The 24,057-nt window shown below is 69.6% G+C and carries 13 protein-coding genes; 11 read left to right on the forward strand and 2 right to left on the reverse strand.

Annotated features, from left to right (window positions below; all coding sequences use genetic code 11):
* Window positions 1–205 precede the first annotated feature (205 nt).
* The 5 genes from GobsT_RS04765 to GobsT_RS04785 all read left to right on the forward strand — a co-directional run bounded on the left by GobsT_RS04765 (window position 206) and on the right by GobsT_RS04785 (window position 9,414).
* Window positions 206–2,152: a methyl-accepting chemotaxis protein gene (locus GobsT_RS04765; protein ID WP_010046003.1), complete on the forward strand. Its 1,947-nt coding sequence runs from the start codon at window positions 206–208 to the stop codon at window positions 2,150–2,152.
* Window positions 2,153–2,249: 97 nt separating this feature from the next.
* Window positions 2,250–4,256: a methyl-accepting chemotaxis protein gene (locus GobsT_RS04770; RefSeq protein ID WP_010046000.1), complete on the forward strand. Its 2,007-nt coding sequence runs from the start codon at window positions 2,250–2,252 to the stop codon at window positions 4,254–4,256.
* 287 nt (window positions 4,257–4,543) lie between these two features.
* Window positions 4,544–6,568, forward strand: a complete 2,025-nt coding sequence (locus GobsT_RS04775; RefSeq protein ID WP_010045999.1) for a methyl-accepting chemotaxis protein — start codon at window positions 4,544–4,546, stop codon at window positions 6,566–6,568.
* Window positions 6,569–6,806: 238 nt separating this feature from the next.
* On the forward strand, window positions 6,807–7,295 hold the full coding sequence (locus GobsT_RS04780; protein WP_010045997.1) for a chemotaxis protein CheW: 489 nt from the start codon (window positions 6,807–6,809) through the stop codon (window positions 7,293–7,295).
* 82 nt (window positions 7,296–7,377) lie between these two features.
* The gene (locus tag GobsT_RS04785) at window positions 7,378–9,414 is read left to right on the forward strand and encodes a methyl-accepting chemotaxis protein (RefSeq protein WP_010045995.1); all 2,037 of its coding nucleotides are present in this window, start codon (window positions 7,378–7,380) and stop codon (window positions 9,412–9,414) included.
* Between the two features lie 65 nt (window positions 9,415–9,479).
* On the opposite strand, the gene GobsT_RS04790 is transcribed toward GobsT_RS04785, so the two are convergent.
* Window positions 9,480–10,085, reverse strand: a complete 606-nt coding sequence (locus tag GobsT_RS04790) for a hypothetical protein (protein WP_010045993.1) — start codon at window positions 10,083–10,085, stop codon at window positions 9,480–9,482.
* A 1,133-nt stretch (window positions 10,086–11,218) separates the two neighbouring features.
* Between GobsT_RS04790 and GobsT_RS04795 the strand changes: the two genes are divergently transcribed.
* The 6 genes from GobsT_RS04795 to GobsT_RS04820 all read left to right on the forward strand — a co-directional run bounded on the left by GobsT_RS04795 (window position 11,219) and on the right by GobsT_RS04820 (window position 20,579).
* Window positions 11,219–12,541 carry a DUF1501 domain-containing protein gene (locus tag GobsT_RS04795; RefSeq protein WP_050790336.1) on the forward strand — a complete coding sequence of 441 codons (1,323 nt, stop codon included), beginning with the start codon at window positions 11,219–11,221 and terminating at the stop codon, window positions 12,539–12,541.
* Window positions 12,542–12,615: 74 nt separating this feature from the next.
* A complete protein-coding gene (locus GobsT_RS04800) occupies window positions 12,616–15,117 on the forward strand; it encodes a PPC domain-containing protein (RefSeq protein ID WP_109571273.1) in 2,502 nt (833 codons plus the stop codon).
* 34 nt (window positions 15,118–15,151) lie between these two features.
* Entirely contained in the window at window positions 15,152–15,391 is a 240-nt protein-coding gene (locus tag GobsT_RS37470; protein ID WP_010050162.1) for an addiction module protein, read from the forward strand.
* The gene (locus GobsT_RS04810) at window positions 15,391–15,708 is read left to right on the forward strand and encodes a type II toxin-antitoxin system RelE/ParE family toxin (RefSeq protein ID WP_010050161.1); all 318 of its coding nucleotides are present in this window, start codon (window positions 15,391–15,393) and stop codon (window positions 15,706–15,708) included. The genes GobsT_RS37470 and GobsT_RS04810 overlap by 1 nt, the downstream gene beginning before the upstream one ends.
* A 27-nt stretch (window positions 15,709–15,735) precedes the next feature.
* Entirely contained in the window at window positions 15,736–18,153 is a 2,418-nt protein-coding gene (locus GobsT_RS04815; protein WP_010050160.1) for a DUF1549 and DUF1553 domain-containing protein, read from the forward strand.
* A gap of 293 nt (window positions 18,154–18,446) precedes the next feature.
* Complete coding sequence (locus GobsT_RS04820) at window positions 18,447–20,579, forward strand: c-type cytochrome domain-containing protein (RefSeq protein WP_109571272.1); 2,133 nt, start codon at window positions 18,447–18,449, stop codon at window positions 20,577–20,579.
* Window positions 20,580–20,679: 100 nt separating this feature from the next.
* Here the strand turns inward: GobsT_RS04820 and GobsT_RS04825 are convergent, their stop codons facing one another.
* The gene (locus tag GobsT_RS04825; RefSeq protein WP_081471973.1) at window positions 20,680–23,769 is read right to left on the reverse strand and encodes an alpha/beta hydrolase family protein; all 3,090 of its coding nucleotides are present in this window, start codon (window positions 23,767–23,769) and stop codon (window positions 20,680–20,682) included.
* Between the last annotated feature and the right edge of the window lie 288 nt (window positions 23,770–24,057).

Genomic DNA, 24,057 nt, shown 5'->3' on the forward strand with positions numbered 1-24,057 from the left:
ATGTAAATCTCGCTCGCGCTGCGCGTGTGTCGGGAGAAATCAGGACAGTGACAGTGATCGGTCTGAATAGCGGCAAAGGTCAGTGATTCGCGCGGCAGAAATAGGACGCTTGCGAACAATAGCGAATTTGTAACGCCTGGGAACCAGGCAAACCGGGGGCAATATGAATTGGCTCGCGAACTTGTCGGTCGCTTGGAAATTGGCAGTGGGGTTCGGTGCGGTGATCGTGACCACCGGCGCGGTGTCGGCGTTCGCGTACCGCGGGGTTTTGGCGGACCAGCGGGCCGGGGAGATGGTGCGGCACACCAACGAGGTCATCAGCAACGCGGCCGACGCCCAGAGCGCCTTGGTGAACATGGAAACCGGGTACCGCGGGTTCCTCGTCACCGGCCGCGACGAGTTCCTTGAGCCGTACAACGCCGGCAAGACCGACTACACGCAGCGGCTGCGGGAGCTGCTGCGGCTGACGGCCGACAACCCGGCCCAGTGCGACCGGTGGCGGGAGATCGAGCAGCAGGCGGCCGGGTGGCAGCGTGAGGTGACCGAAGTCGGCATCCGGCTGAAGCGCAAGAGCGGCGAGGGCGGGGACAACACCGAGGTGCTGCGGCTGGAGACGAGCGGCCTGGGCAAAAAGCGGTTCGACACGATCCGTCAGGTGTTTGCGACGGCGATCCAGATCGAGCGCGACCTGATGGACAAGCGGGTCGCCGAGGCGCGCCACGCGCGCTCGGACCTCCTGGACGTGCTGATCTGGGGCTCCCTCGCCGCGGCCGCGGCGGCCGTCGGCATCGCGACCCTTCTCAGCCAGGTGATCACGCGACCGCTCAAGCGGTGCGTCGAAGTGCTGGAATGCACCGCGAAAGGGGACTTGTCGCAGCGCGCGGAGGTACACACGCACGACGAACTGGGCCGGCTGGCCCGGGCACTGAACACGGCCACGGAATCGATCCGGGCGGCCAAGGAGGCGGAGCGTACGGCGGCGGTGCGGGACCGCGAGCGTGCCGATCGGGAGGCCGCGGCCGAGCGCGAGCGGCAGGAGCGCGAGGCCGCGGTGGAGCGCGAGCGGCAGGAGCGCGAGGCCGCCGCGGCCGCCGAGTTGCGGCGCAAGGCGAGCACCATTCAGGACACCATCCGGGCGCTGGCGGCGGGCGACTTCACCGCCACCGTGCCGGACCTGGGGACCGACGACATGGGCCAGATGGGGCGCTCCCTGAACGAGGCGGTGCTCAGCGTGCGGACCGCCATGGAAGGGGTGCGCGAGGTGTCCGAGCAACTGGCCGACGCGAGCGGCCAACTGTCCAGCGCCAGTGAGGAGATCTCGTCCGGGGCCCAGGAGCAGGCCAGCAGCCTGGAGGAGACGGCCAGCTCGCTGCAGGAGATCACCGCCACGGTCAAGCAGAGCGCGGACAACGCTCAGCAGGCCCGGCAGTTGGCCAGCGGGTCCAAGGAGGTGGCCGAGCGGGGCGGCGCCGTGGTGAGCGGCGCCGTCGACGCCATGAGCGAGATCAACGCATCCAGCAAGAAGATCGCCGACATCATCACCACCATTGATGAGATCGCGTTCCAGACCAACCTGCTGGCCCTCAACGCCGCCGTCGAGGCCGCACGCGCCGGCGAGCAGGGCCGCGGGTTCGCCGTCGTCGCCACCGAGGTCCGCAACCTGGCCCAGCGGTCCGCCACCGCCGCCAAGGAGATCAAGGGGCTGATCCAGGACTCCGTCAAGAAGGTCGAGGCCGGCACCGAACTGGTCAACAAGTCCGGAGACACCCTGGCCGAGATCGTCACCAGCGTCAAGCGGGTCACCGACATCGTCACCGAGATGGCCGCCGCCAGCCGCGAGCAGTCCACCGGCATCGAGCAGGTCAACAAGGCCGTCTCCCAGATGGACACCGTCACCCAGCGGAACGCCTCCCAGACCGAAGAAATGAGCGCCACCGCACAGACCCTGACCGACCAGGCCGGCCAGCTCCGCGACCTGGTCGGCCGGTTCAAGCTGGGCAGTGACGGGCACGCCCCGGCGGCCCGGCCGGCGAAGCGGTCGGCGCCGAAGCCCCGGCCGGCGGTAGCCAAGGCGCTCAAGCGGAGCGCCACCGGCAGCGGCGGCGGGCACGAGCTCGACGCCATGGGCGGCGACGGGTTCAGCGACTTCTGACACCACGTCCGGTTAAGGATCAACCGCTCGGCAGGGCGTCAGTTGCGCCTGCCGGGCGTCTCGTCGCGCACACCCTAACTGATCGGAGACACGACCCATGATCGACTCAATGCTTGCGGCTCTGTCGAAGATGCGCCTGGGGCCGCGCCTGGTGGGCGGCTTCCTCATCATCGCCGGGGCGTGCGCGTTCCTCGCGTACCAGTCGATGGACGCGCTCGGTGGGCTCCGCGAGTGCCAGGTGAACGCCAACACCAACCTGGTCCCCTCGGCCCTAACCCTGGGCAAAATGAGCACCAGCATCGTGACGGTCCAGCGCTCCGAGCGCACCGGGATCATCTTCGGCAAGCGTGGCGACGAGGCGAACCTGAGAACGGCCAAGGCGTCATGCGAGCAGGGGCGGCGGGTGGCCGACGACGAAGCCAAGGCGTACACGTCCATGCCGATGTCGGACAAGGAAGCGGTCCAGTGGAAGGCGTTCGAGACCAAGTACGTTGAGTGGAAGCGGCTCAGCGACGAGATCCTGGCGCAGATCGACCGCCGCGAGTTCGATAAGGCCGAGGAGGCCCTGTCCCGCGAAACCCCGGTCATGCGCGAGATGAACGCCGCACTGATGGCCCTGCTGGACGGGCAGCAGGCGATCAGCAAGGAGGAAAACGCCAAGGCCAACGAGGTGTTCGACCACGGCCGGCGGACCCTGTGGGCGGTGAGCATCGGGGCGGTGCTCGCCGCGGTCGGGCTGGGGTTGCTGCTGACCGCGTCGGTCATGCGCCCGCTGACCGCGACCATCTCCGTGCTCGAGGGCGTGACGAAGGGGGATCTGAGCCGCAAGGTGGAGGTGAAGTCGGAGGACGAGATGGCACAACTGGGGACCGCGCTGAACGTGGCCATCGCCGGCCTGGCCGCAGCCAAGGAGGCCGAGCGGGCGGCGGCCGCGCGGGACAAGGAGCGTGCCGATCGGGAGGCCGCGGCCGAGCGGGAGCGGATGGAGCGGGAGGCCGCGGTGGAGCGCGAGCGGCAGGAGCGCGAGGCCGCGATGGCGGCCGAGGTGCGGCGCAAGGCGAGCACCATTCAGGACACCATCCGGGCGCTGGCGGCGGGCGACTTCACCGCCACCGTGCCGGACCTGGGGACCGACGACATGGGCCAGATGGCCCGCTCCCTGAACGAGGCGGTACTCAGCGTGCGGACGGCCATGGAAGGTGTGCGCGAGGTGTCCGAGCAGTTGGCCGACGCGAGCGGCCAGTTGTCCAGCGCCAGCGACGAGATCTCGTCCGGGGCCCAGGAGCAGGCCAGCAGCCTGGAGGAGACGGCCAGCTCGCTGCAAGAGATCACCGCCACGGTCAAGCAGAGCGCGGACAACGCCCAGCAGGCCCGGCAGTTGGCCAGCGGGTCCAAGGAGGTGGCCGAGCGGGGCGGCGCCGTGGTGAGCGGCGCCGTCGAGGCCATGAGCGAGATCAACGCGTCCAGCAAGAAGATCGCGGACATCATCACGACGATCGATGAGATCGCGTTCCAAACCAACCTGCTGGCCCTCAACGCCGCCGTCGAGGCCGCACGCGCCGGCGAGCAGGGCCGCGGGTTTGCCGTCGTCGCCACCGAGGTCCGCAACCTGGCCCAGCGGTCCGCCACCGCCGCCAAGGAGATCAAGGGGCTGATCAACGACAGCGTGAAGAAGGTGGAGGCGGGCACCGAGCTGGTGAACAAGTCCGGCGACACCCTCGCCGAGATCGTGACCAGCGTGAAGCGGGTCACCGACATCGTGACCGAGATGGCCGCCGCCAGCCGCGAGCAGTCCAGCGGCATCGAGCAGGTCAACAAGGCCGTCTCCCAGATGGACACCGTCACCCAGCGGAACGCCTCCCAGACCGAAGAAATGAGCGCCACCGCACAGGCCCTCACCGACCAGGCCGGCCAGCTCCGCGACCTGGTCGGCCGATTCAAGTTGGGGCACGGGAGCGCGGCCCCGGCGGCCCGGCCGGCGAAGCGGGCGGCCGGGCCGAAGCCCCGGCCGGCGGTGGCCAAGGCGCTCAAGCGGAGCACCACCGGCAGCGGCGGCGGGCACGAGCTCGACGCCATGGGCGGCGACGGGTTCAGCGACTTCTGACACCCGGTCGCACGACGCCCGACGAACCGTCGCCGCGCCGCTCAGAGGGAACCCTCTTGCCTTTCACAGGCCCCGGTGGCGGTACAGAGAGCCACCGGGCCGGCTCGTTTCGAGTGCGGGCAACAGCCGCACGGCCACGACAGGGGAAACGTCAGGAAAATCCTTACAATCAATTCACGATATATATATCAGGAAAATCTGCCCCCGCGGGCGCAGGTCGCGCCCGCGGTTTTCCCATCTGGTCGCGCGCCCGAGACGGCGGCCGGACTTGCAGAGGAGGGTGGCGCATGAAATGGTTCCTGGACCGCTCGGTCGCGACCAAACTCCTCCTCGGCTTCGCCGCGGTGTGCGCGGCCGCGGTGGCGAGCGGCGCCTTCGGGTCCGACGGCCTCTCCCAGTCGCGCGAGCGCATGGGGATTTTGTACGCCGACTACACCGTGGCCGGGACCGACCTGGCCAAATCGTCCGTCAACCTGGCCCGCTACCGGAACGGGCTGGCGCGGGCCACGGCCGCGAAAGACCGGCACACGGCCGAGCGGCTCATTGAGGACCAGCGCCCGCACCGCCAGCAGATCACCGACGGGCTGAGCGCGTACGCCGGGACCGTGCTGCGCACCTCGCGGAGCGGCCGGGACGAGCGCGCGGACCTGGACAAGGTGCGGGCCGCGACGGACGCCTACTTCGCCGCCGCGGACCGCATGGAGGGGGCGGTTCGCGACTACTGGGCGGCCGGCGACAAGGACCGCACGCGCCGGGCCGGCGCGGTCGCCGAGGCGGTCGCCGAGGGAGACCGGAAGTTCGACGCCGCCGCGGCGGCCCTGGACGAGCTGGTGAAAACCGTCGCCGAGGTCGCCAAGGACATCAACGAGGACGGCAACGCGGTCGTGGACAAGGTCCAGTCGGCGCTCCGGGCCTGTACCCTGGTCGCTACCGCTTTGAGCATCGCGATCGGGCTGCTGGCGGCGCGATCGATCGCCCGCCCGCTCTCCGACTGCGTCACGGTGCTCGAGGCCGCGAGCCGGGGGGACCTGTCGCGGCAGGCCGCCGCCGGCAACCGGGACGAGGTCGGGCGCCTGGCCGCCGCGCTCAACACGACCATCGACGCCCTGCGAGCCGCCAAGGAGGCGGACCGGGGCCGCGCCGAGGCCGAGACGCAGCGCCTCCAGCGTGAGGCCGCCGCCGAGCGGGAGCGGTTGGAGCGGGAACAAGCCGCGGCTGCCGCGCGGCTGGAGCACGAGCGGGCCGCCGCGGCCGAGTTGCGGCACAAGGTACAGGCCATCCAGGGGACCATCCGGGCGCTGGCGGCGGGCGACTTCACCGCCTCGGTGCCGGACCTGGGGACCGACGACATGGGCCAGATGGCCCGCTCCCTGAACGAAGCGGTACTGAACGTGCGGACCGCTTTGGAAGGGGTGCGTGAGGTGTCCGAGCAACTGGCCGACGCGTCCGGCCAGCTGTCCAGCGCCAGCGACGAGATCTCGTCCGGAGCCCAGGAGCAGGCCAGCAGCCTGGAGGAGACGGCGTCCACCCTGCAGGAGATCACGTCCACGGTGCGGCAGAGCGCCGACAGCGCCCAGCAGGCGCGGCAGCTCGCCAGCGGGTCCAAGGAGGTCGCCGAAAAGGGCGGGAGCGTGGTGAGTTCCGCGGTCGGCGCGATGAGCGAGATCAACGCATCCAGCAAGAAGATCGCCGACATCATCACCACCATTGATGAGATCGCGTTCCAGACCAACCTGCTGGCCCTCAACGCCGCCGTCGAGGCCGCACGCGCCGGCGAGCAGGGCCGCGGGTTCGCCGTCGTCGCCACCGAGGTCCGCAACCTGGCCCAGCGGTCCGCCACCGCCGCCAAGGAGATCAAGGGGCTGATCCAGGACTCCGTCAAGAAGGTCGAGGCCGGCACCGAGCTGGTCAACAAGTCCGGAGACACCCTCGCCGAGATCGTCACCAGCGTCAAGCGGGTCACCGACATCGTCACCGAGATGGCCGCCGCCAGCCGCGAGCAGTCCACCGGCATCGAGCAGGTCAACAAGGCCGTCTCCCAGATGGACACCGTCACCCAGCGGAACGCCTCCCAGACCGAAGAAATGAGCGCCACCGCACAGACCCTGACCGACCAGGCCGGACAGCTCCGCGACCTGGTCGGCCGGTTCAAGCTGGGCAGTGACGGGCACGCCCCGGCGGCCCGGCCGGCGAAGCGGGCCGCGCCGAAGCCCCGGCCGGCGGTGGCCAAGGCGCTCAAGCGGAGCGGCAGCGGCGGCGGCGGCGGGCACGAACTGGACGCCATGGGCGGCGACGGGTTCAGCGACTTCTGACACCACGTCCGGTTACTCCTTAATTGTTCGGCAGGCTTCGGTTGCGCCCGGCGCTCCCAAGCACCGGTGCCCCTTCAACCCGGACGCGGCCCGGTCCGCGCCGGCGGTTCTGTTCGAATCCTGTTCAGAACTGGGCAAATTTCGGCACCGCCGCGTCGATGCTTGAAATTACCAGCACCGTTCCTGCGCACACGTCCTCTTCGTTTCGGGCGCAGGCACACAGAACCGTAGTGTGAGAATGGATACGAACGAGCCCAACGGCCCGCCGGCCCTCTCCACCGGCAGCGGCCAGTTCCTGACGTTCCGGCTGCGGGACGAGGAGTTCGGGGTGGACCTGCTCCGGGTCCAAGAAATTCGCGGGTACTCGAAGGTGACGGCGCTCCCGAACACCCCGCCCGAGGTGCGCGGGGTGCTGAACCTGCGCGGGGCGGTGATCCCGATCCTGGACCTGCGCGTCCGGTTCGGCCTGCCCCCCACCGAGTACACCCCGTTCACCGTGATCGTCGTGGTGACCGTGGCCGACAAGGCCGTCGGGCTCATCGTGGACGCGGTGTCGGACGTGCTCAACGTGGGGGCCAAAGACGTGGTCCCCACGCCCGACCTGGGCACCCGGGCCGAGACCGCCCTGCTCACCGGGATCGCCCGGGACGGGCCGCGGCTCGTGTCCCTCATCAACATCGACCGGCTCGTCGGGGCGGCCGCCCCGGAGCCCGCGCACGCGTTTTGATGACAGCCAACCCCTTCCGTCCGGCGCGCGAATGGACGCGCCGGCCCTCACTCGTGCTTGCACAGTTAGAGAGACGTGACCCATGGTCGACTCGATGCTCCCGGTTCTGTGGAAGGTGCGCCTCGGGCCGCGCCTGGTGTGCGGGTTCCTGCTCGTGGCCGGGGCGTGCGCGATCCTCGCGTACCAGTCGATGGACGCGCTCGGCGCGCTCCGCGAGTGCCAGACCAACGCCAACTCCAACCTGGTGCCGTCCGCCCTTGCGCTGGGCAAGGTGCGGAGCGGGGCGCTGACCGTTCAGCGGCTCGAGCGCAGCGCGGTCATCTTCGGCCGCCGCGGCGACGAGCGGATCACCGGGCCGATCCGCGGGGCGCACGAAGAGGCCAAGAGGAGCATCGACGAGGGCATCAAAGCTTACGCCGCGCTGCCGATGACGGACAAGGAGGCCGCCATGTGGAAGGCGTTCGAGGCCAAGTTCGCGGAGTGGAAGCGGCACAGCGAGGAGATCTGGGGCCACATCGACCGGCGCGAGTTCGAGAAGGCCGAGGACGCGATGGCCCGCGAGACCGCGCCGATGCTCGAACTGACCGCGGCCCTGACGGGCGTCCTCGACACCCAGCTCGCGATCAGCAAGGACGAGGAGGCCAAAGCCACCAAGGTGTTCGAGCAGGGGCGGCGGACCATGTGGGCGGTGAGCATCGGGGCGGTGCTGGCCGCGGCCGGGCTGGGGCTCTTGCTGACCGCGTCGGTGGTCCGCCCGCTCACCGAAACCGTGTCCATACTCGAGGGCGTGTCGAAGGGGGACCTGAGCCGCAAGATGGCGATCCAGTCGGCCGACGAGATGGCCCAACTGGGGAACGCGCTGAACGTGGCCATCGACGGGCTGATCGTCACCCGGGAGGCCGAGCGGGTCCAGGCCGAGCGGGAGAAGGAGCGGATCGCCCAGGAGGCGCGGGCCGTCACCGAGCGGGCCGAGAAGGAGGCCGCCGCGGTCGCCGATCGGGCCGAGAAGGCGGCCGCCGCGGTCGCCGAGCTGCAGCGCAAGATGGACGCCATCCAGCTCTGCGTGGACGCGCTGGCGGCGGGCGACTTCACGGTGGACATCCCGGACCTGGGCAACGACAACGTGGGCCGGATGGCGCACTCGCTCAACGCGGCGGTGCTGAACGTGCGCACCGCTTTGGAAGGGGTGCGGGACGTGTCCGAGCAACTGGCCGACGCGAGCGGCCAACTGTCCAGCGCCAGCGAGGAGATCTCGTCCGGGGCCCAGGAGCAGGCCAGCAGCCTGGAGGAAACAGCCAGCGCGCTCCAGGAGATCACCGCCACGGTGAAGCAGAGCGCCGACAACGCCCAGCAGGCGCGTCAGCTCGCCAGCGGGTCCAAGGAGGTGGCCGAGCGGGGCGGCACCGTGGTGAGCGGCGCCGTCGGCGCCATGGGCGAGATCAACGCGTCCAGCAAGAAGATCGCCGAGATCATCACCACCATTGATGAGATCGCGTTCCAGACCAACCTGCTCGCCCTCAACGCGGCGGTGGAAGCGGCCCGAGCCGGGGAGCAGGGGCGCGGGTTCGCCGTGGTGGCGTCGGAGGTGCGGAACCTGGCCCAGCGCTCGGCCACCGCCGCCAAGGAGATCAAGGGGCTGATCCAGGACAGCGTCAAGAAGGTGGACGCCGGCACCGAGCTGGTCAACAAGTCCGGCGACACCCTGGCCGAGATCGTCACCAGCGTCAAGCGGGTCACCGACATCGTCACCGAGATGGCCGCCGCCAGCCGCGAGCAGTCCAGCGGCATCGAGCAGGTCAACAAGGCCGTCTCCCAGATGGACACCGTCACCCAGCGGAACGCCTCCCAGACCGAAGAAATGAGCGCCACCGCACAGGCCCTCACCGACCAGGCCGGCCAGCTCCGCGACCTGGTCGGCCGGTTCAAGTTGGGGCACGGGAGCGCGGCCCCGGCGGCGCGGCCGGCGAAGCGGTCGGCGCCGAAGCCCCGGCCGGCGGTGGCCAAGGCGCTCAAGCGGCACAGCAGCAACGGCAACGGCAACGGCAACGGCAGCAGCAACGGGCACGGCGGTGGTCACGAGCTGGATTCCATGGGCAGTGACGGGTTCAGCGACTTCTAACGTCCGGTCACGCGGCGTTCGCGCTCGCCGACCGCCGGTCGGCGAACCGGCCCCAGGAGGCGCGCTCAGTCGGCGCCGCCCCGCGCGTCCAGTTCCGTGAGCAGTTTGAGCAGCCCGCGGCTGAGCGGCGCGAGCGGCCGGCCGGGCGCGTAGCTGAGCGCCGGCGGCTTCGGGTCGCCGATCTCCTCGCCGGTGCGGGTGCTCCAGCGCCGCTTCACCCGCGGGGGCGGCGCGTCGTCGTACTCTTCGAGCGACGCCGGGTCGGTCACCTCGTCGAACCCGTCGGCCGAGACCGGCAGCGGCTCCACCCGCACGGTCGCGCAACTGCTGGTGCGGTACAGCCCGCCGTTGCGCAGCCGCTCGGCCTCGCGCCGGCACTCGGACCGCAGCCACCGGCTGGCGAACCCGCGGAACGCGCCGCCCAGGTCCCCGCCGGGCGGCAGCCGGCTCTCGTCGAACCGGGCGACGAGCTGGGTCAGGGTGACCAGCGCGCACCCCTCGATCTCCTTCTCCTCTTCGCTGCCGGCGTGGAACCCGCAGTCGGCACGCACCCCCCGGGCGATGGCCCGCGCCCAGACGAGGTGGTCCGCGGGGTCGAGCCGCAGCTCGCGGCCCTTCGGGAGCGGGGCAAAGTGGCTCGGCTGTTGCGGCCGGGTGAGGACAGCAGGCATCGCGAACTCCAGTGAACATAGGTACACATCGGAAGTGTACCGCACCGCGCCCCGGGTGCCACGCCGGTAGCGCCCGCCGGACCGGGTTTTGTGCGCGGTTGCGTGTGCAACTGCGGGAGTTGCGGGAACGCGCGGATTTGCCCGTTCGGTGCCGGCCCGTCCCCCCGCCAAGTGCTGAGGCGGGCTCGATTCCCATTCGCTCCTGTTGAAATCATGCCGCGTCTCGTGGTTCTCGGTTCGATCGCGGGGGCCGGACCCGTTCGGCACACCCCGCACATTCCGATCGCATTCCCCTCAAAACGCGCTTCCGGCAGTTTTCCCGGCCCGCGTGGGGCCGTCGGCCCCGGTTCGCGTCCCATCGCGGAACCCCACACCCCGACGCACCATCGCCATAACTAGCTATCCCATTAACACGTTGCAGCCATCCGCCCGTCGAAGCCGGGAACCCGATCCGCGTTCACCGGGAGCGTTCTCCGGGTTTTGCGGGCACGATTCGCTGGTGGCGATGCCCAGCGGGTGGGTAGCGAATCGGCAGTCCGAGGCCCCGCGAATGTCCAGTCGTGGCCCCGTCGCGTATTTCGGGTGCTTTGTAACCCCCGTTACAGCCCACATGAGCGAGACGCGCCCGGATCGCCCGCGGGAGTTCGGTCGCGGTGCGCGCGCACCGTCCTCCTACTCACCTGATGACACCGCACACGCCGCGGCTCGGTGGACGCGGCGGCCGCCGGAAGAGGGTCGGTGATGGGACGCGCCGTAACGGGAGAACACCCCGCACGATCCCGGCGTAATCGGGGCCGATCAGGTCTGGAGTTTGGTGCGGGGCGATGTTTCGGATGCGGCCCGCCCGCACCGCCCGACCGTTCCGGCTGGGTAATTTTGACCGGACGGAACGGATTGAATTGACTCCGGCGGGACAACCGACTATCCTCTACTGCCTGCGAGAATGTTTTCCGCTGCCACAGCGTTCTCGCCGCATTGCCCGCCTTCAATCAATCGCTGCCCGCCCCCAGGCCCCGCCCTGCGCCAGCCGTATTGTCTAAACCGCACGAATTCAGCCCACAAAATAACCCACCCAGTCCCGACGGGAGTTACCGCCGATGAATCTGCTGTCGCGTTGCATCGGGTCGCATTCCATGCGGGTGGAACCCCCCGCGGGTTCCCCCCGGTCCCCCCTCCTGTTTAACCGCCGGAACTTCTTGCACGTGGGGGCCATCGGCGCCCTCGGCCTCACGCTGGACCAGTACCTGCGGCTCCAGGCCGCCGAGCCGGCCGCCAACAAGAAGAAGCCCAAGGCCGAGGCGTGCATCCACATCTTCCTGCCGGGCGGCATGGCCCACCAGGAGAGCTGGGACCCGAAGCCGTTCGCCCCGGTCGAGTACCGCGGCGAGATGGGCACGGTGAGGACCAAGATCGAGGGCGAGGTGTTCAACGAGTGCCTCGCCAAGACGGCGGCGGTCGCGGACCAGATCGCCGTGTGCCGGGCGATGACCCACGGCGAGGCGGCCCACGAGCGGGGCACGCACAACATGTTCACCGGCTACCGCCCCAGCCCGGCCCTCAAGTTCCCCAGCATGGGGAGCGTGGTGAGCCACGAGCTGGGCGTCCGCAACAACCTGCCGCCCTACGTCGCGGTGCCGAGCATGCCGGCCCAGGAGGCGGGCAGCGGCTACCTGTCCTCGTCGTTCGCCCCGTTCAGCCTGGGCAGCGACCCGGCCAACGGCGGCTTCAAGGTGCAGGACCTGGCGCTGCCCGGGAGCGTCACCCCGGACCGGTTCGCCGGCCGCCGCAACATGCTCGACGCGGTCAACGCGCACTTCGCCGGCAAGGAGAAGTCCGACAACCTCGACGCGATGGACACCTTCTACCAGCGGGCCTACGGGCTCATCAGCAGCGAGAAGGCCCGCGACGCGTTCGACATCAACAAGGAAGACGCCAAGCTCCGCGACGCCTACGGCCGCAACGCCGCCGGCCAGCGGATGCTCATGGCCCGCCGGCTCGTTGAGGGCGGCGTGCGGTTCGTGACCCTCACCTACGGCGGGTGGGACCTGCACAACGGCATCGTGCAGGGCACCAAGAACCAGCTCCCGCAGTTCGACCAGGCGTTCGCGGCGCTGATCACCGACCTCAAGACCCGCGGGCTGCTGGACAGCACCCTGGTCATGGTGTCGAGCGAGTTCGGCCGCACCCCGAAGATCAACGGCACCGCGGGCCGCGACCACTGGCCCAAGGTGTTCTCCGTGGTGCTCGCCGGCGGCGGCATCAAGAAGGGGCTCATCTACGGCAAGTCCGACGCCACCGCGACCGAGCCCGAGGAGGACGCGCTGACGGTCGAGGACATGGCGCACACGGTGTACACCTGCCTCGGCATCGACGCCGACAAGCGGCTGATGTCGCCGGGCGACCGGCCCATCGACATCGTTCGCGAGGGGCACACCCGCAAGGACCTGCTGGCGTAACGCGGGAAGAGAAATGGCCGCAAGAGAATGGCCGCAAAAAAGCACAAAAAGCACAAAATAGAGAGAATCAGAAAATGAACCGCACCCTGTTCCGCTGCTTGCTGTCTTCTTTTGTGCTTTTTGTGCTTTTTTGCGGCCATTCTCTTGCGGCCTCTCCCGCGCTGGGGGCGATCCAGCCGCGCGGGGCGCAGCGCGGCACCGAGGCCACGCTCACCTTCCAGGGCGGGCGCCTCGCCGACGCGCAGGAGGTGCTCGCGTACTACCCGGGGATCAGCGTCAAGAAGCTCGAAGTCGTCAACGACGCGACCCTGAAGGTCGCGGTGACGATCGCCCCGGACTGCCGGCTCGGCGAGCACGTGTTCCGGGTCCGCACCGCGACCGGGGTCTCCGACGCCCGCACGTTCTGGGTCGGCGCCCTGCCCGTGATCGACGAGGTGGAGCCGAACAGCGAGTTCGAGAAGCCCCAGCCGGTCCCGCTGAACGTGACCGTTCACGGGGTGGTGCAGGCCGAGGACCAGGACTACTTCGTTGTCGAGGGCAAGAAGGGCCAGCGGCTGTCCGTCGAGGTGGAGGCGATGCGGCTCGGGACCACGTTCTTCGACCCCTACGTCGCCATCCTCGACGCGAAGCGGTTCGAGCTGGCCACCGGCGACGACTCCGCGCTGGGCGGGCAGGACGGCGGGTGCTCGGTGGTGCTCCCGGCCGACGGCAAGTACATCGTCCAGGTCCGCGAGAGCGCCTACGGCGGCAACGACGCGTGCCAGTACCGGCTCCACATCGGCAACTTCCCGCGCCCCACGGCCGTCGTGCCCGCGGGCGGCAAGCCGAACGAGGAGCTGGAGGTCACCTTCCTGGGCGACCCGGCGGGGCCGATCAAGCAGAAGGTGAAGCTCCCGGCGAGCGACGCGAACGCCTGGCGGCTGCACTGCCAGACGCCGGACGGCGTCCACCCCGCCGGCTTCAAGTTCCGCGTCACCGACCTCCCGAACGCCTTCGAGACGCCGAACAACGGCGGCCCCGCGACCGCCAGCCCCGGCCCCGCGCCGGGCGCGTTCAACGGCGTGATCGCGCAGCCCGGCGAGACCGATTACTTCAAGTTCGCGGCCAAGAAGGGGCAGGTGTTCGACCTGCGGTGCATGGCCCGCGCGCTCGGCTCCCCGCTCGACCCGGTGCTCTACGTGGGCAACGCCCAGGGCGGCGCGCTGGCGGGCAACGACGACAACGGCGGCCCGGACAGCTACATCCGGTTCACCGCCCCGGCCGACGGCGACTACACCCTCTGGGTCCACGACCACCTGCGCAAGGGCGGCCCGGACTACTTCTATCGCGTCGAGGTGGCGCCGGTCGCGGCGTCGGTCACCACCACGATCCCGAAGGTGGACGGGAACAACCTCACGAACCAGGACCGGCAGACGTTCACCGTCCCGAAGGGCGGGCGGTACGCGTCGCTCGTCATCGCCAACCGCGCCGACGTGGGCGGGCCGCTCACCATCGGGTTCGACAAGCTCCCGGCCGGGGTGACGGTCAGCGCCGAGCCGATGGAGCCGGGGCTCAACGTCGTCCCGGTGGTGTTCGAGGCCAAGCCGGACGCGCCGACCGCGGGCACCCTGGTCGCGATCAGCGCGACCCACCCCGACCCGAACGTGAAGGCCCCGAGCCGCACCGCCCTTGATGCGGCGCTCACGCTGGGGCCGCCGAACCAGACGATCTACGCCCGCCACGAGCTGGACCGCACCGCGATCGCGGTCGCCGAGGCCGCCCCGTACTCGATCGAGGTGATCGAGCCGAAGGTGCCGCTGGTGCAGAACGGGGGCGCCAACCTCCGCGTGGTCGCCAAGCGGGCCGAGGGCTTCAAGGGGGCGATCACGGTGTTCCCGCTGTGGACCCCGCCGGGCATGGGCATCCAGGGCTCGGCGGTGATCCCCGAGGGGCAGACCGAGTGCGTGCTGCCGATGAACGCCGCCCCCGACGCCGGCGCCCGGAAGTGGAAGACGGCCGTCCACGCGGTCGCGGACGCCGGGAAAGGCCCGGTGTGGACCGCGAGCCGGCTGTTCACGCTCGAGGTCGTGGCCCCCATCGTCACGCTCACGATGGAGCGCCCGGCGGTCGAACAGGGCGGGCAGACGCAACTGTTCTGCAAGGTCGCCGTCGGCGCGCCGTTCGAGGGCAAGGCGAAGGTGAACCTGATCGGCCTGCCCGCGAAGACCACCTCGCAGACGGTGGAGATCACCAAGGACACGAAAGAGTTCGCGTTCCCGATCACCGCGGACAAGACCAGCCCGGTGGGGCAGCACAACGTGTTCGCGCAGGTGATCGTCGAGCGCGCGGGCGAACAGATCGCGGGCAACACCGGCGGCACGCAGCTCCGCATCGATGTCCCGCTGCCGCCCAAGGTGGCCGCCACGCCCCCGCCGAAGCAGGAGGCCCCCAAGACGCCGACGCCGGCCCCGCCCGCCAAGGCGCCCGAGAAGCGGCTCACGCGGCTCGAACAGCTCCGCAAGGAGGCCGAGGAGCGCGAGAAGGCCGCGGCGGGCGGTGCACCGGCCCCCAAGAAGGAAGAGCCGAAGAAGCCGTGATATGATGGCCGCGTCCGCCCGCACGGAGAGAGCCATGAGCGAAACGGCCGAAAAACTGACAGCGGCTTTGCTCGAACTGCCGCTTGCCGAGCGGCTCGAAGTGATGGACGCGCTCGCCGCTTCGCTCACCGGCCCACCGGCCCCGTTCGTCACAGCCGGTGCCGAGTTCGGAACCGAACTCGACCGCCGCCGGGCCGAACACGAGAGCGGCGCGGACCCGGGCGTGCCGGCCGCCGACTTCTTCCGTGAGCTGCGCGAGCGCCGGGGGAAGTAGTGAAACCGGCCCGCCTGCACTCACTGGCCCAGGCCGAGATCGTCCGGGCGGTGGCGTTTTATAACGACGCGCGGGCCGGCCTGGGGGACGAATTCGCGGACGAGGTCGAAGCCGCAATCGCCCGCATCGAGCGGCACCCGAAAGCCGCCCCGCCGGACCGCAACGGCTACCGCAAATGCGTCGTCGGGAAGCGGTTCCCGTACGCGATCTTTTACTACGAGTACGACGCCCACGTTTGGGTTGCGAGCGTGTACCACAGCAGTCGCGAACCCGACGCCTGGACCGACCGCACGCCCGAAACCGGCGACTCCAACTGACGCCGCCACCGCACGAGGCTCACCAGCATGCGCTACGCCTATCTGCTCGCGACGCTCGCCCTCGCCCTCGGCGGCGCCGCCCGCGCGCAGACGATCGCCGTCTACCCGCCGGACGTCAACCTCGAAACGGCGCGGGACCGGCAGTCGTTCGTCGTGCAGCTCACGCAACCCGACGGCATCACGCGCGACGTGACCGCCCAGGCGCAGGTCACCTTCGCGAACCCGGCGCTGGTGAAGCGCGAGGGCGTGTTCGTGCTGCCCGTCGCCGACGGCGCTACGGACATGGTCGTCGCGTTCGGCGGCCAGACGGTGAAGGTGCCGGTGAAGGTGACGCGGGCGAAGGAGGACCGGCCGGTCTCGTTCAAGCAGGACGTGATGCCGGTGTTCATGCGCGCCGGGTGCAACTCCGGCGGGTGCCACGGCGCCGCCCGCGGCAAGGACGGGTTCCGGCTGTCGCTGTTCGGGTTCGACCCGGACGGCGACCACTTCCGGCTCACCCGCGAGGTCAACGGCCGGCGGGTCAACCTGGCGGTGCCGGCCGAGAGCACGCTGTTAGAGAAGGCCACCGGGAAGGTCGCCCACACCGGCGGCGGGAAGATCAAGGAGGGGGACGAGTACTACCAGACGATCACGCGGTGGCTCGAGGCCGACGCCCCGACGGACGCCCCGACCGTGGCGCTGCCGGTGGGCCTGGAGGTGTACCCGCCGTCCGCGGTGCTCGACGGCCGGGACGAGAAGCAGCGGCTCGTCGTCCGCGCGAAGTACAGCGACGGCACGGACCGCGACGTGACCGCGCTGGCGCTGTTCCTGAGCAGCAACGACAGCGCCGCGAAGATCCCGCCGGACGGCGACGGCACCGCCACCGCGGGCGACCGCGGCGAGGCGTTCCTGATGGCCCGGTTCCACACGTTCACCATCGGGGTGCCGTTCATCACCCTGCCCAAGGACCTGAAGTTCGCCTGGACCAACCCGCCCGAGGCGAACTACATCGACACGCTGGTCCACAACAAGCTGAAGAAGCTCCGCATCGAGCCCTCGGGCGTGTGCGACGACCAGACGTTCGTGCGCCGGGTGTACCTCGACATCGTCGGCGGGCTGCCCACCCCCGAAGAGTACGCCCGGTTCATGGTCTCGACGGTGCCGAACAAGCGCGAGCTGCTCGTGGACGAGCTGCTCGACCGCAAGGAGTTCTCGGAGCTGTGGGTGCTGAAGTGGGCCGAGCTGCTCCAGATCCGGTCGTCGAACGAGGTCAGCTACAAGGCGATGCTCCTCTACTACGGCTGGCTGCAGGAGAAGATCTCCCGCAACGTGCCCACCGACGTGTGGGTGAAGGAGCTGCTGGGGGCCAACGGCGGCACGTTCAAGAACGCGGCGACGAACTACTACCAGCTCGAGCGCGACGTGCTGAAGGTGACGGAGAACGTGGCCCAGGTGTTCATGGGCATGCGCATCGGCTGCGCGCAGTGCCACAACCACCCGTTCGACCGCTGGACGATGGACGACTACTACGGGTTCGCGTCGTTCTTCACGCAGATCGGCCGCAAGGGCACCGACGACGCCCGCGAGCTGGTGATCTTCAACTCCGGCGGCGGCGAGGTGAACCACCCGGTCCACAAGCGGCCGATGCCGGCGAAGTTCCTCGGCGGCACCGCCCCGGCGGACGTGGCCGGCAAGGACCGCCGGGTGGTGCTGGCGAACTGGCTCGCCTCCCCGGAGAACCCCTACTTCGCGAAGAACCTGTCGAACATCGTGTGGAACCACTTCTTCGGCCAGGGGATCGTGAACGAGGTGGACGACGTGCGCATCTCGAACCCGGCGAGCAACCAGGAGCTGCTGGACGCGCTCGGGAAGAAGTTCACCGAGTACAAGTACGACTTCAAGAAGCTGGTGCGCGACATCTGCACGTCGCACACCTACCAGCGGGCGACGCAGCCCACCAAGACGAACGAGAGCGACACCCGGAACTTCGCCCGCGGCCCGATCCGCCGCATCCGCGCGGAGACGATGCTCGACGTGATCACGCAGGTGACCGACACGAAGAACAAGTTCCAGGGGCTGCCGCTGGGCGCCCGCGCGGTGCAGATCGCCGACGGCGGGGTGAGCACGTACTTCCTGACCACCTTCGGCCGCCCGACCCGCGAAACGGTGTGCGCGTGCGAGGTGCGGCTCGAACCGACGCTGTCGCAGAGCCTGCACCTCCTGAACGGCGGCACGGTGGAGCCCAAGATCGCACAGGGGAACCTCGTGGGCCGGCTGCTGCAGGAGAAGAAGTCGCACGCGCAGGTCGTCGAGCAGATTTACATCCGCTGCCTGAGCCGCGGCCCCAAGCCGGACGAGTTGAAGAACCTGCTCGCCGTCGTGGACGCGGCGAAGGACAAGAAGCAGGCGCTGGAGGACGTGTTCTGGGCGGTGATGAACTCGCGCGAGTTCATGTTCAACCACTGAGAAGGCCCCAAAACCCCGGGGTTTTCACCCCGGCAATGATCCCGGGGTTTTCACCCCGGGCAATGATCCCGCGCCCCGTTGGGGCGAAAGACCCCGGGGTTATCACCCCGGGCTATGAACAGCCGCCCCGTTGGGGCGAAGGCAGGTTGGTCTTCCGCCCCAACGGGGCGCGGGATCATTGCCCGGGGTGAAAACCCCGGGATCATTGCCCGGGGTGACAACCCCGGGATCATTGCCGGGGTGACAACCCCCTGGGCTCGGCTGAAGACAAAGACACCGTGAGGCTTCCTGATATGCGGCATCTGACTCTGCTGTGTGGGCTGGTGGCGCTGCTCGGCGGCGGGTCGCGGGTCCTCGCGGACGCGAAGAACCCGACCTTCGACGACGACGTGCTGCCCATCGTCAAGCAGCACTGCGTCAACTGCCACAGCAACGACAAGCAGAAGGGCGACCTCAACCTCGCCACCTACGCCGCGCTCCAGAAGGGCGGCTCCTCGGGCGCCGCGGTGAAGGCCGGCGATCCCGGGAAGTCGCGCATCTACACGCTCTCGGCGCACATCGAGGAGCCGAAGATGCCGCCGAACGGGAACAAGATGCCCGACGCCCAGCTCGCCACCCTCAAGCTGTGGGTCGAGCAGGGGGCGCGCGAGAACTCCGGCAGCAAGGTCGCGGCCGCGCCGAAGGCCAGCACCGAGATCGGCCTGAAGTCGCTCGTCAAGGGCCGCCCCGAAGGGCCGCCGCCGATGCCCGCGCTCGGCAAGCTGAAGCTCGAACCGGTGCTGACCGCGCGCCGCCCGGGCTCGATCCTGGCGCTGGCCGCCAGCCCGTGGGCGCCGGTCGTCGCCATCGGCGGGCAGAAGCAGGTGATCCTCTACAACACCGACACCGGCGCGCTGGTCGGGTTCATCCCGTTCGAGCACGGGCAGATCAACAGCATCAAGTTCTCGCGCAACGCGCAGCTCCTCCTCGTGGCCGGCGGCAAGGGCGGGCAGTCCGGCAAGGCCGTACTGTATAAGGTGGAGACCGGCGAGAAGGTGATCGAGGTCGGCATCGAGTCCGACGCGATCCTCTCGGCCGACATCTCGGCCGACCAGACGCAGATCGCGGTCGGCAGCCCGTCGAAGCTGGTGCGCGTTTACTCCACCGCCGACGGCAAGGTGGTCCGCGAGATCAAGAAGCACACCGACTGGGTGACGGCGGTCGAGTACAGCCCGGACGGGGTGCTGCTGGCGACCGGCGACCGCAACGGCGGGGCGTTCGTGTGGGAGGCGTTCACCGGGCGCGAGTACTTCGCGCTCCGCGGCCACACGGCGGCGGTCACCGACATCGCGTGGCGGGACGACTCCAACGTGCTCGCGACCGGCAGCGAGGACACCACGATCAAGCTCTGGGAGATGGAGAACGGCGGGAACATCAAGAGCTGGGGGGCGCACGGGGGCGGGACCGCGAGCGTGCGGTTCACCCACGACGGCAAGCTCGCCAGCACCGGCCGCGACAAGGTCACGAAGCTGTGGGACCAGAACGGCACCGCGCTGAAGTCGTTCGAGGCGTTCCCGGACCTGGGGCTCAAGGTGGCGGTGACGCACGACAACGCGCGGGTCATCGCCGGCGACTGGGGCGGGGTGGTGAAGGCGTGGAGCGCCGCCGACGCCAAGGCGGTCGCCGTGCTGGACGCGAACCCGCTCCCGGCCGCCGAGCGGCTGAAGAAGGCCGAGGCGACCCTCACCGCCGCCGCGACCAAGCTCCAGGTGGTGCAGGCGGCGTTCGACGCCGCGGCGCTCAAGGCGAAGCAGGCGACGGACGCGCACACCGCCGCGGTCGCGAACGCCAACAAGATCAATGCGGACCTCGCGGCGGCCCAGAAGGCCGTGACCGATTTCACCGCGGCGGCGAACGCGGCGAAGCCCCTCGCGGACGCCGCGAAAGCGGAGGTCGATAAGGCCGCGCCGGCCGTGGCCCCGGCGGCGAACAAGGTGGCGGCCCTGGAAGCGACGGTGACGGCCGAGACCGCCGCCGCGAAGGCGCTCGCCGACGCCGCCGCGAAAGCGCCCGGCAACCCGGACCTCGCGGCGCAGTCGAAGAAGAAGGCCGACGCGGTCGCGGCCCTCAACGCCGAACTGGCCGCCGCGAAGAAGGCCCACACCGACGCCGCCGCGGCGCTGAAGACCGCTCAGGAGAAGTTCGCGGCGCAGTCGAAGGCCCACGCCGACGCGACGGCCCAGATCGCCGCGCACCAGCAAAAGGTGGCGGCCCTGGCGCCGACGGTGAAACCGGCCGCGGACGCGGTGCCGCCCGCGAAGGCCGCGATGGACGCCGCGAACGCCGCGGTCGCCCCCGCGAAGGCGGCGCTCGACGCGGTCAACGCCGAAGTGACCGGGGCGAAGGCCACGATCGAGCAGCTCAAGGGCGCGGCGCCGAAGAAGTAGCGCAACAGCCGCGAAGATGAACCGAAGCGAGGCGGAGCCGCCGTCGGCCCCGCCTCGCTTCGGTTCGTCTCTAATTCTCGGGCTCGTTCTCGCGCCGGGGCTACTTCCCGTACACCTTCTTCCACTGCTCCTTTTCCTTCTCGCGGTCGAGGAACGGCACCCCCTTTTCCATCCACTGCGGGGCCGCCTGCGCCTTCAGGTGGTGCTCGAAGAACTGGAACATCCGCATCGCGAAGTCGCGGGCCGCCGGCTTCTTCGCCAGGTTGTGCGGCTCCCCGTTGTAGTTCAGCAGGTACACCTCTTTCCCGAGTCGCCGCAGCGCCAGGTAGTACTCGATCCCCTGGTACCACGGCACCGCGTCGTCCTGGTCGTTGTGGATCATCAGCAGCGGCGTCTCGACGCGGTCCGCCATGAACACCGGCGAGTTCTCGATGTACTTCATCGGCGCCTCCCACAGGGTCGCGCCGATGCGGCTCTGGGTCTTCTCGTACTGGAACTGCCGCGGCAGCCCGGTGCCCCACCGGATGCCGTCGTACGCGCTCACCATGTTGGCGACCGGCGCGCCCGCCACCGCCGCCTTGAAGCGGTTCGTCTGGGTCACCATGTACGCGATCTGGTACCCGCCCCACGACTGGCCGTTGATGCCGATCGCCTTCTCGTTCACGTACCCCTTGTCCGCGACCGCCTGGATCGCGGGCAGCACGCACTTGATCGCGCTCTGCCCCGGCGCGCCGATCTTGTACGCGATGTCGGGCATGAGCACGAGGTAGCCGTTGCTGGCGTAGAACGTCGGGTTGATGACCTGCCCGCGCACCACGTTGGGCGCCCGGAACGTGTGCAGGTTCTCCGAAAGGCGCTCGTAGATGTACACCACCATCGGGTACTTCTTGGACGGGTCGAAGTTCTCCGGCTTCACCAGGATGCCCTGGAGCGGCGCGCCGTCGGTGCTCGTGTACTTGATCTGTTCGGCGCGGCCCCAGTTGTACTCCTTCACGTGCGGGTTGATGTCGGTGACCCGCTTCAGCTCGTTGAAGTCCGGCGCGGTGACGTAGTAGTCCGGGTACTGCGAGAACGTCTGCACCGTGAGCAGGTACACGTCGGCGTTTTTGGCCTTCGCGGGGAATCCGTAGTTGCGGGCACCCATCAGCAGCATCTGCGGCGCGGCCCCGGGCTCGAGCCGGTAGAACCCCGTGTCGCGGGTCGTGAGGTTCTCGGCGAAGAGCAGGTGCGGCTTGCTCAGGTCGACGGTCCGCTCGATGGGGGTGCGGTCGTCGGGGCTGCGCGGGCTCAGGAACGTGAACCGCACCCCGAGTGTCCGACCGACTTGGGTCAGGTTTTCCGCGCTGGAGCCGTCGGCCGCGAACTTCCAGGTGTCGTACAGGTCGGTCAGCAGCACGAACTTGCCGTCCGGGGTCCACTGCGCGCCGCCGTAAGGGGACGGCGTGCCCGGCGTGTCGTGCTCCTCATTGAAGAACTTCACCTTCAGCTTCGCGGTGAGGTTCACCTTCTTCCCGTCGGGTACGGACACGGTGCTCCAGTCCTTACCGTCGAACGAGATCAGGTGCTTGCCGTCCGGGGCGAGCGAGAAGTTCGCGGTGCTCGCGAGCGCGAGGGGCCGGGTCTCACCGCTGCGGACGTTGACCAGCGTGTAATCGCTCGGGACCGGCGAGGCGTACCCGGTCATGTGCCGGTACTTGCGGTCGTCGCTGCCGACGGCCCAGTCGCCCACCGCGGGCATGGGCACGGTGACGTTCTCGTCCGACAGGTGGCGGAACTGCTTCGAGTCGAGCAGCACGACCGCGCCGAAGGTGCGCGCGCGGTCGGCCCCCGCCCGGAGCTTCTGCATCGGCTGGATGTTCGCGTCCTTCCAGTGCCAGATGTCGAGCTGGATGTCGTCCGGACCCGCGGGCGCGGCCGGCTGCGGCGGGCGCGGCGGGGCGGCCGAGAGGTACAGCTTCGTCCCGTCGGTCGAGAAGGTGAGCGGCCCGCCGGACAGCGTCCAGCCCTTGCGGATGCCGGTGTTATCGGAGTTGAGGACCTCGTTCAGCGCGACCGGCGCCACCGGGTTGCTGGTCACGCCGACGGTCGTGACGGCCCCGAGCCCGCCGACGGTCCCGAGCGGGACGCGGGTGAGCGGCTGCGGTTCGGTCTTGGCGTGGCGGTCCCACACGAACACGCGGTAGTGCGGCGGCGGGGGCGGGCTGGCGGCGGCGGGCGCCCCGGCCGGGCCGCCCTTCGGGCGCGGCGGCGGGGCCAGGTTCGGGGGCGCCACCTGGCTGTCGTCGTACAGGAACGCCAGCTTCGTCTGCTTCTCGTCCCAGGTCAGGTTCGTGTACCGCCCCGGGCCGGACTTGAGCGGCGTGCCGCCGGTGCCGAACTTCGGGTTCAGCGTGTACACGCCGTTCTTCTCCTCGGCCTTCGAGGAAACGGTGTACACCAGGGTGAGGTCGTCGTTCGAGAGGCTGTACTCGGTCACGTCCGCGATGGTGCGGGTGGCCCCGCTGGACAGGTCGCGGATGAAGAGGTCGGAGCCGAACGTTTTGGTCGGACCCGCGGGCGGGCCTTCGCCCTTCGGCGGGAACGCCCCCCGCCCCTTGCCCTTGGCGGGCGGCGGCGCCGCGGCGGGCTGCTTGGCGTCGTCCTTATCCTTCGCGCCCTCGGCCGCCGTCGGCTTGCGGTAAATCAGGAACCCGAAGTCGGTGCCGCCGACCTGAAACGCGCCGACGCCGGAGATGCGCTCCTGTTCCTTACCGGTGGCGAGGGTCACGATCGCGAGCCCCGCCTTCGGGTACTCGTCGAGCTTCAGCTTATCGGCTTTCGCCTTATCGACTTGCGCCTTCGTCGGGGTGAGCGGCAGCAGCACCTGTTTGCCGTTGGGGGTGAACCGCGGGGCGGTCCCGAGGGCCGCGACCCCGCTCGCGCCGCCGCGCGGGAACCGGTGCTCCGCTCCGGTCGCGACTTCGCGCACGACCGCTTCGCCGTCCGCGCCGTCTGAGCCGACGAGGTACGCGAGGTACTTCCCGTCGGGAGACAGCGAAACGCCGCTCGCGCTCCGCCAGATGTCGTATTCGGCGTAGGTCAGCACCTTTTTGGCGGTCGGCTGGGCGGACAGTTGCCCGGCGGCGGCGAGCAACAGCCCGACCAACACAGCCGCAGCCAGGCCGCGTGAGGACGCAAATGGGACGCGCATCGGAATAAACACCTCGGGCAGTGTGTCAATAGGGGTGAAATCAGGTGTAACCGGGAGAGGCACGCCAACGCCAGCAGTTTTTCCGGCTTCGCCTGCTCGCCCAATTTCCGGCGCCGGTTCAACCCGTACCGACCGCTTCCCGTGTCGCGGGCGTTCGTATTATGGAGGGAGGACGCGAAGCGACCGGCCCTCGCCCCTCTCACTCAAAGGGAGGGGGGAAAGTCCCTTCGGAGCCGCGGCGCGGACCGGACACACCGGTACGGCGCCCGAACTCCCTCCCCGGAAGGG

It is taken from the genome of Gemmata obscuriglobus (assembly GCF_008065095.1).
Classification (GTDB): Bacteria; Planctomycetota; Planctomycetia; order Gemmatales; family Gemmataceae; genus Gemmata; species Gemmata obscuriglobus.

What these genes read in the sequence shown, in the direction of transcription:
- GobsT_RS04780 (WP_010045997.1), top strand. Translation starts at nt 6,807, where the DNA reads ATGGATACGAACGAGCCCAACGGCCCGCCGGCCCTCTCCACCGGCAGC.
- GobsT_RS04825 (WP_081471973.1), bottom strand. Translation starts at nt 23,769, where the DNA reads ATGCGCGTCCCATTTGCGTCCTCACGCGGCCTGGCTGCGGCTGTGTTG.
- GobsT_RS04800 (WP_109571273.1), top strand. Translation starts at nt 12,616, where the DNA reads ATGAACCGCACCCTGTTCCGCTGCTTGCTGTCTTCTTTTGTGCTTTTT.
- GobsT_RS04815 (WP_010050160.1), top strand. Translation starts at nt 15,736, where the DNA reads ATGCGCTACGCCTATCTGCTCGCGACGCTCGCCCTCGCCCTCGGCGGC.
- GobsT_RS37470 (WP_010050162.1), top strand. Translation starts at nt 15,152, where the DNA reads ATGAGCGAAACGGCCGAAAAACTGACAGCGGCTTTGCTCGAACTGCCG.
- GobsT_RS04775 (WP_010045999.1), top strand. Translation starts at nt 4,544, where the DNA reads ATGAAATGGTTCCTGGACCGCTCGGTCGCGACCAAACTCCTCCTCGGC.
- GobsT_RS04820 (WP_109571272.1), top strand. Translation starts at nt 18,447, where the DNA reads ATGCGGCATCTGACTCTGCTGTGTGGGCTGGTGGCGCTGCTCGGCGGC.
- GobsT_RS04785 (WP_010045995.1), top strand. Translation starts at nt 7,378, where the DNA reads ATGGTCGACTCGATGCTCCCGGTTCTGTGGAAGGTGCGCCTCGGGCCG.
- GobsT_RS04795 (WP_050790336.1), top strand. Translation starts at nt 11,219, where the DNA reads ATGCGGGTGGAACCCCCCGCGGGTTCCCCCCGGTCCCCCCTCCTGTTT.
- GobsT_RS04770 (WP_010046000.1), top strand. Translation starts at nt 2,250, where the DNA reads ATGATCGACTCAATGCTTGCGGCTCTGTCGAAGATGCGCCTGGGGCCG.
- GobsT_RS04790 (WP_010045993.1), bottom strand. Translation starts at nt 10,085, where the DNA reads ATGCCTGCTGTCCTCACCCGGCCGCAACAGCCGAGCCACTTTGCCCCG.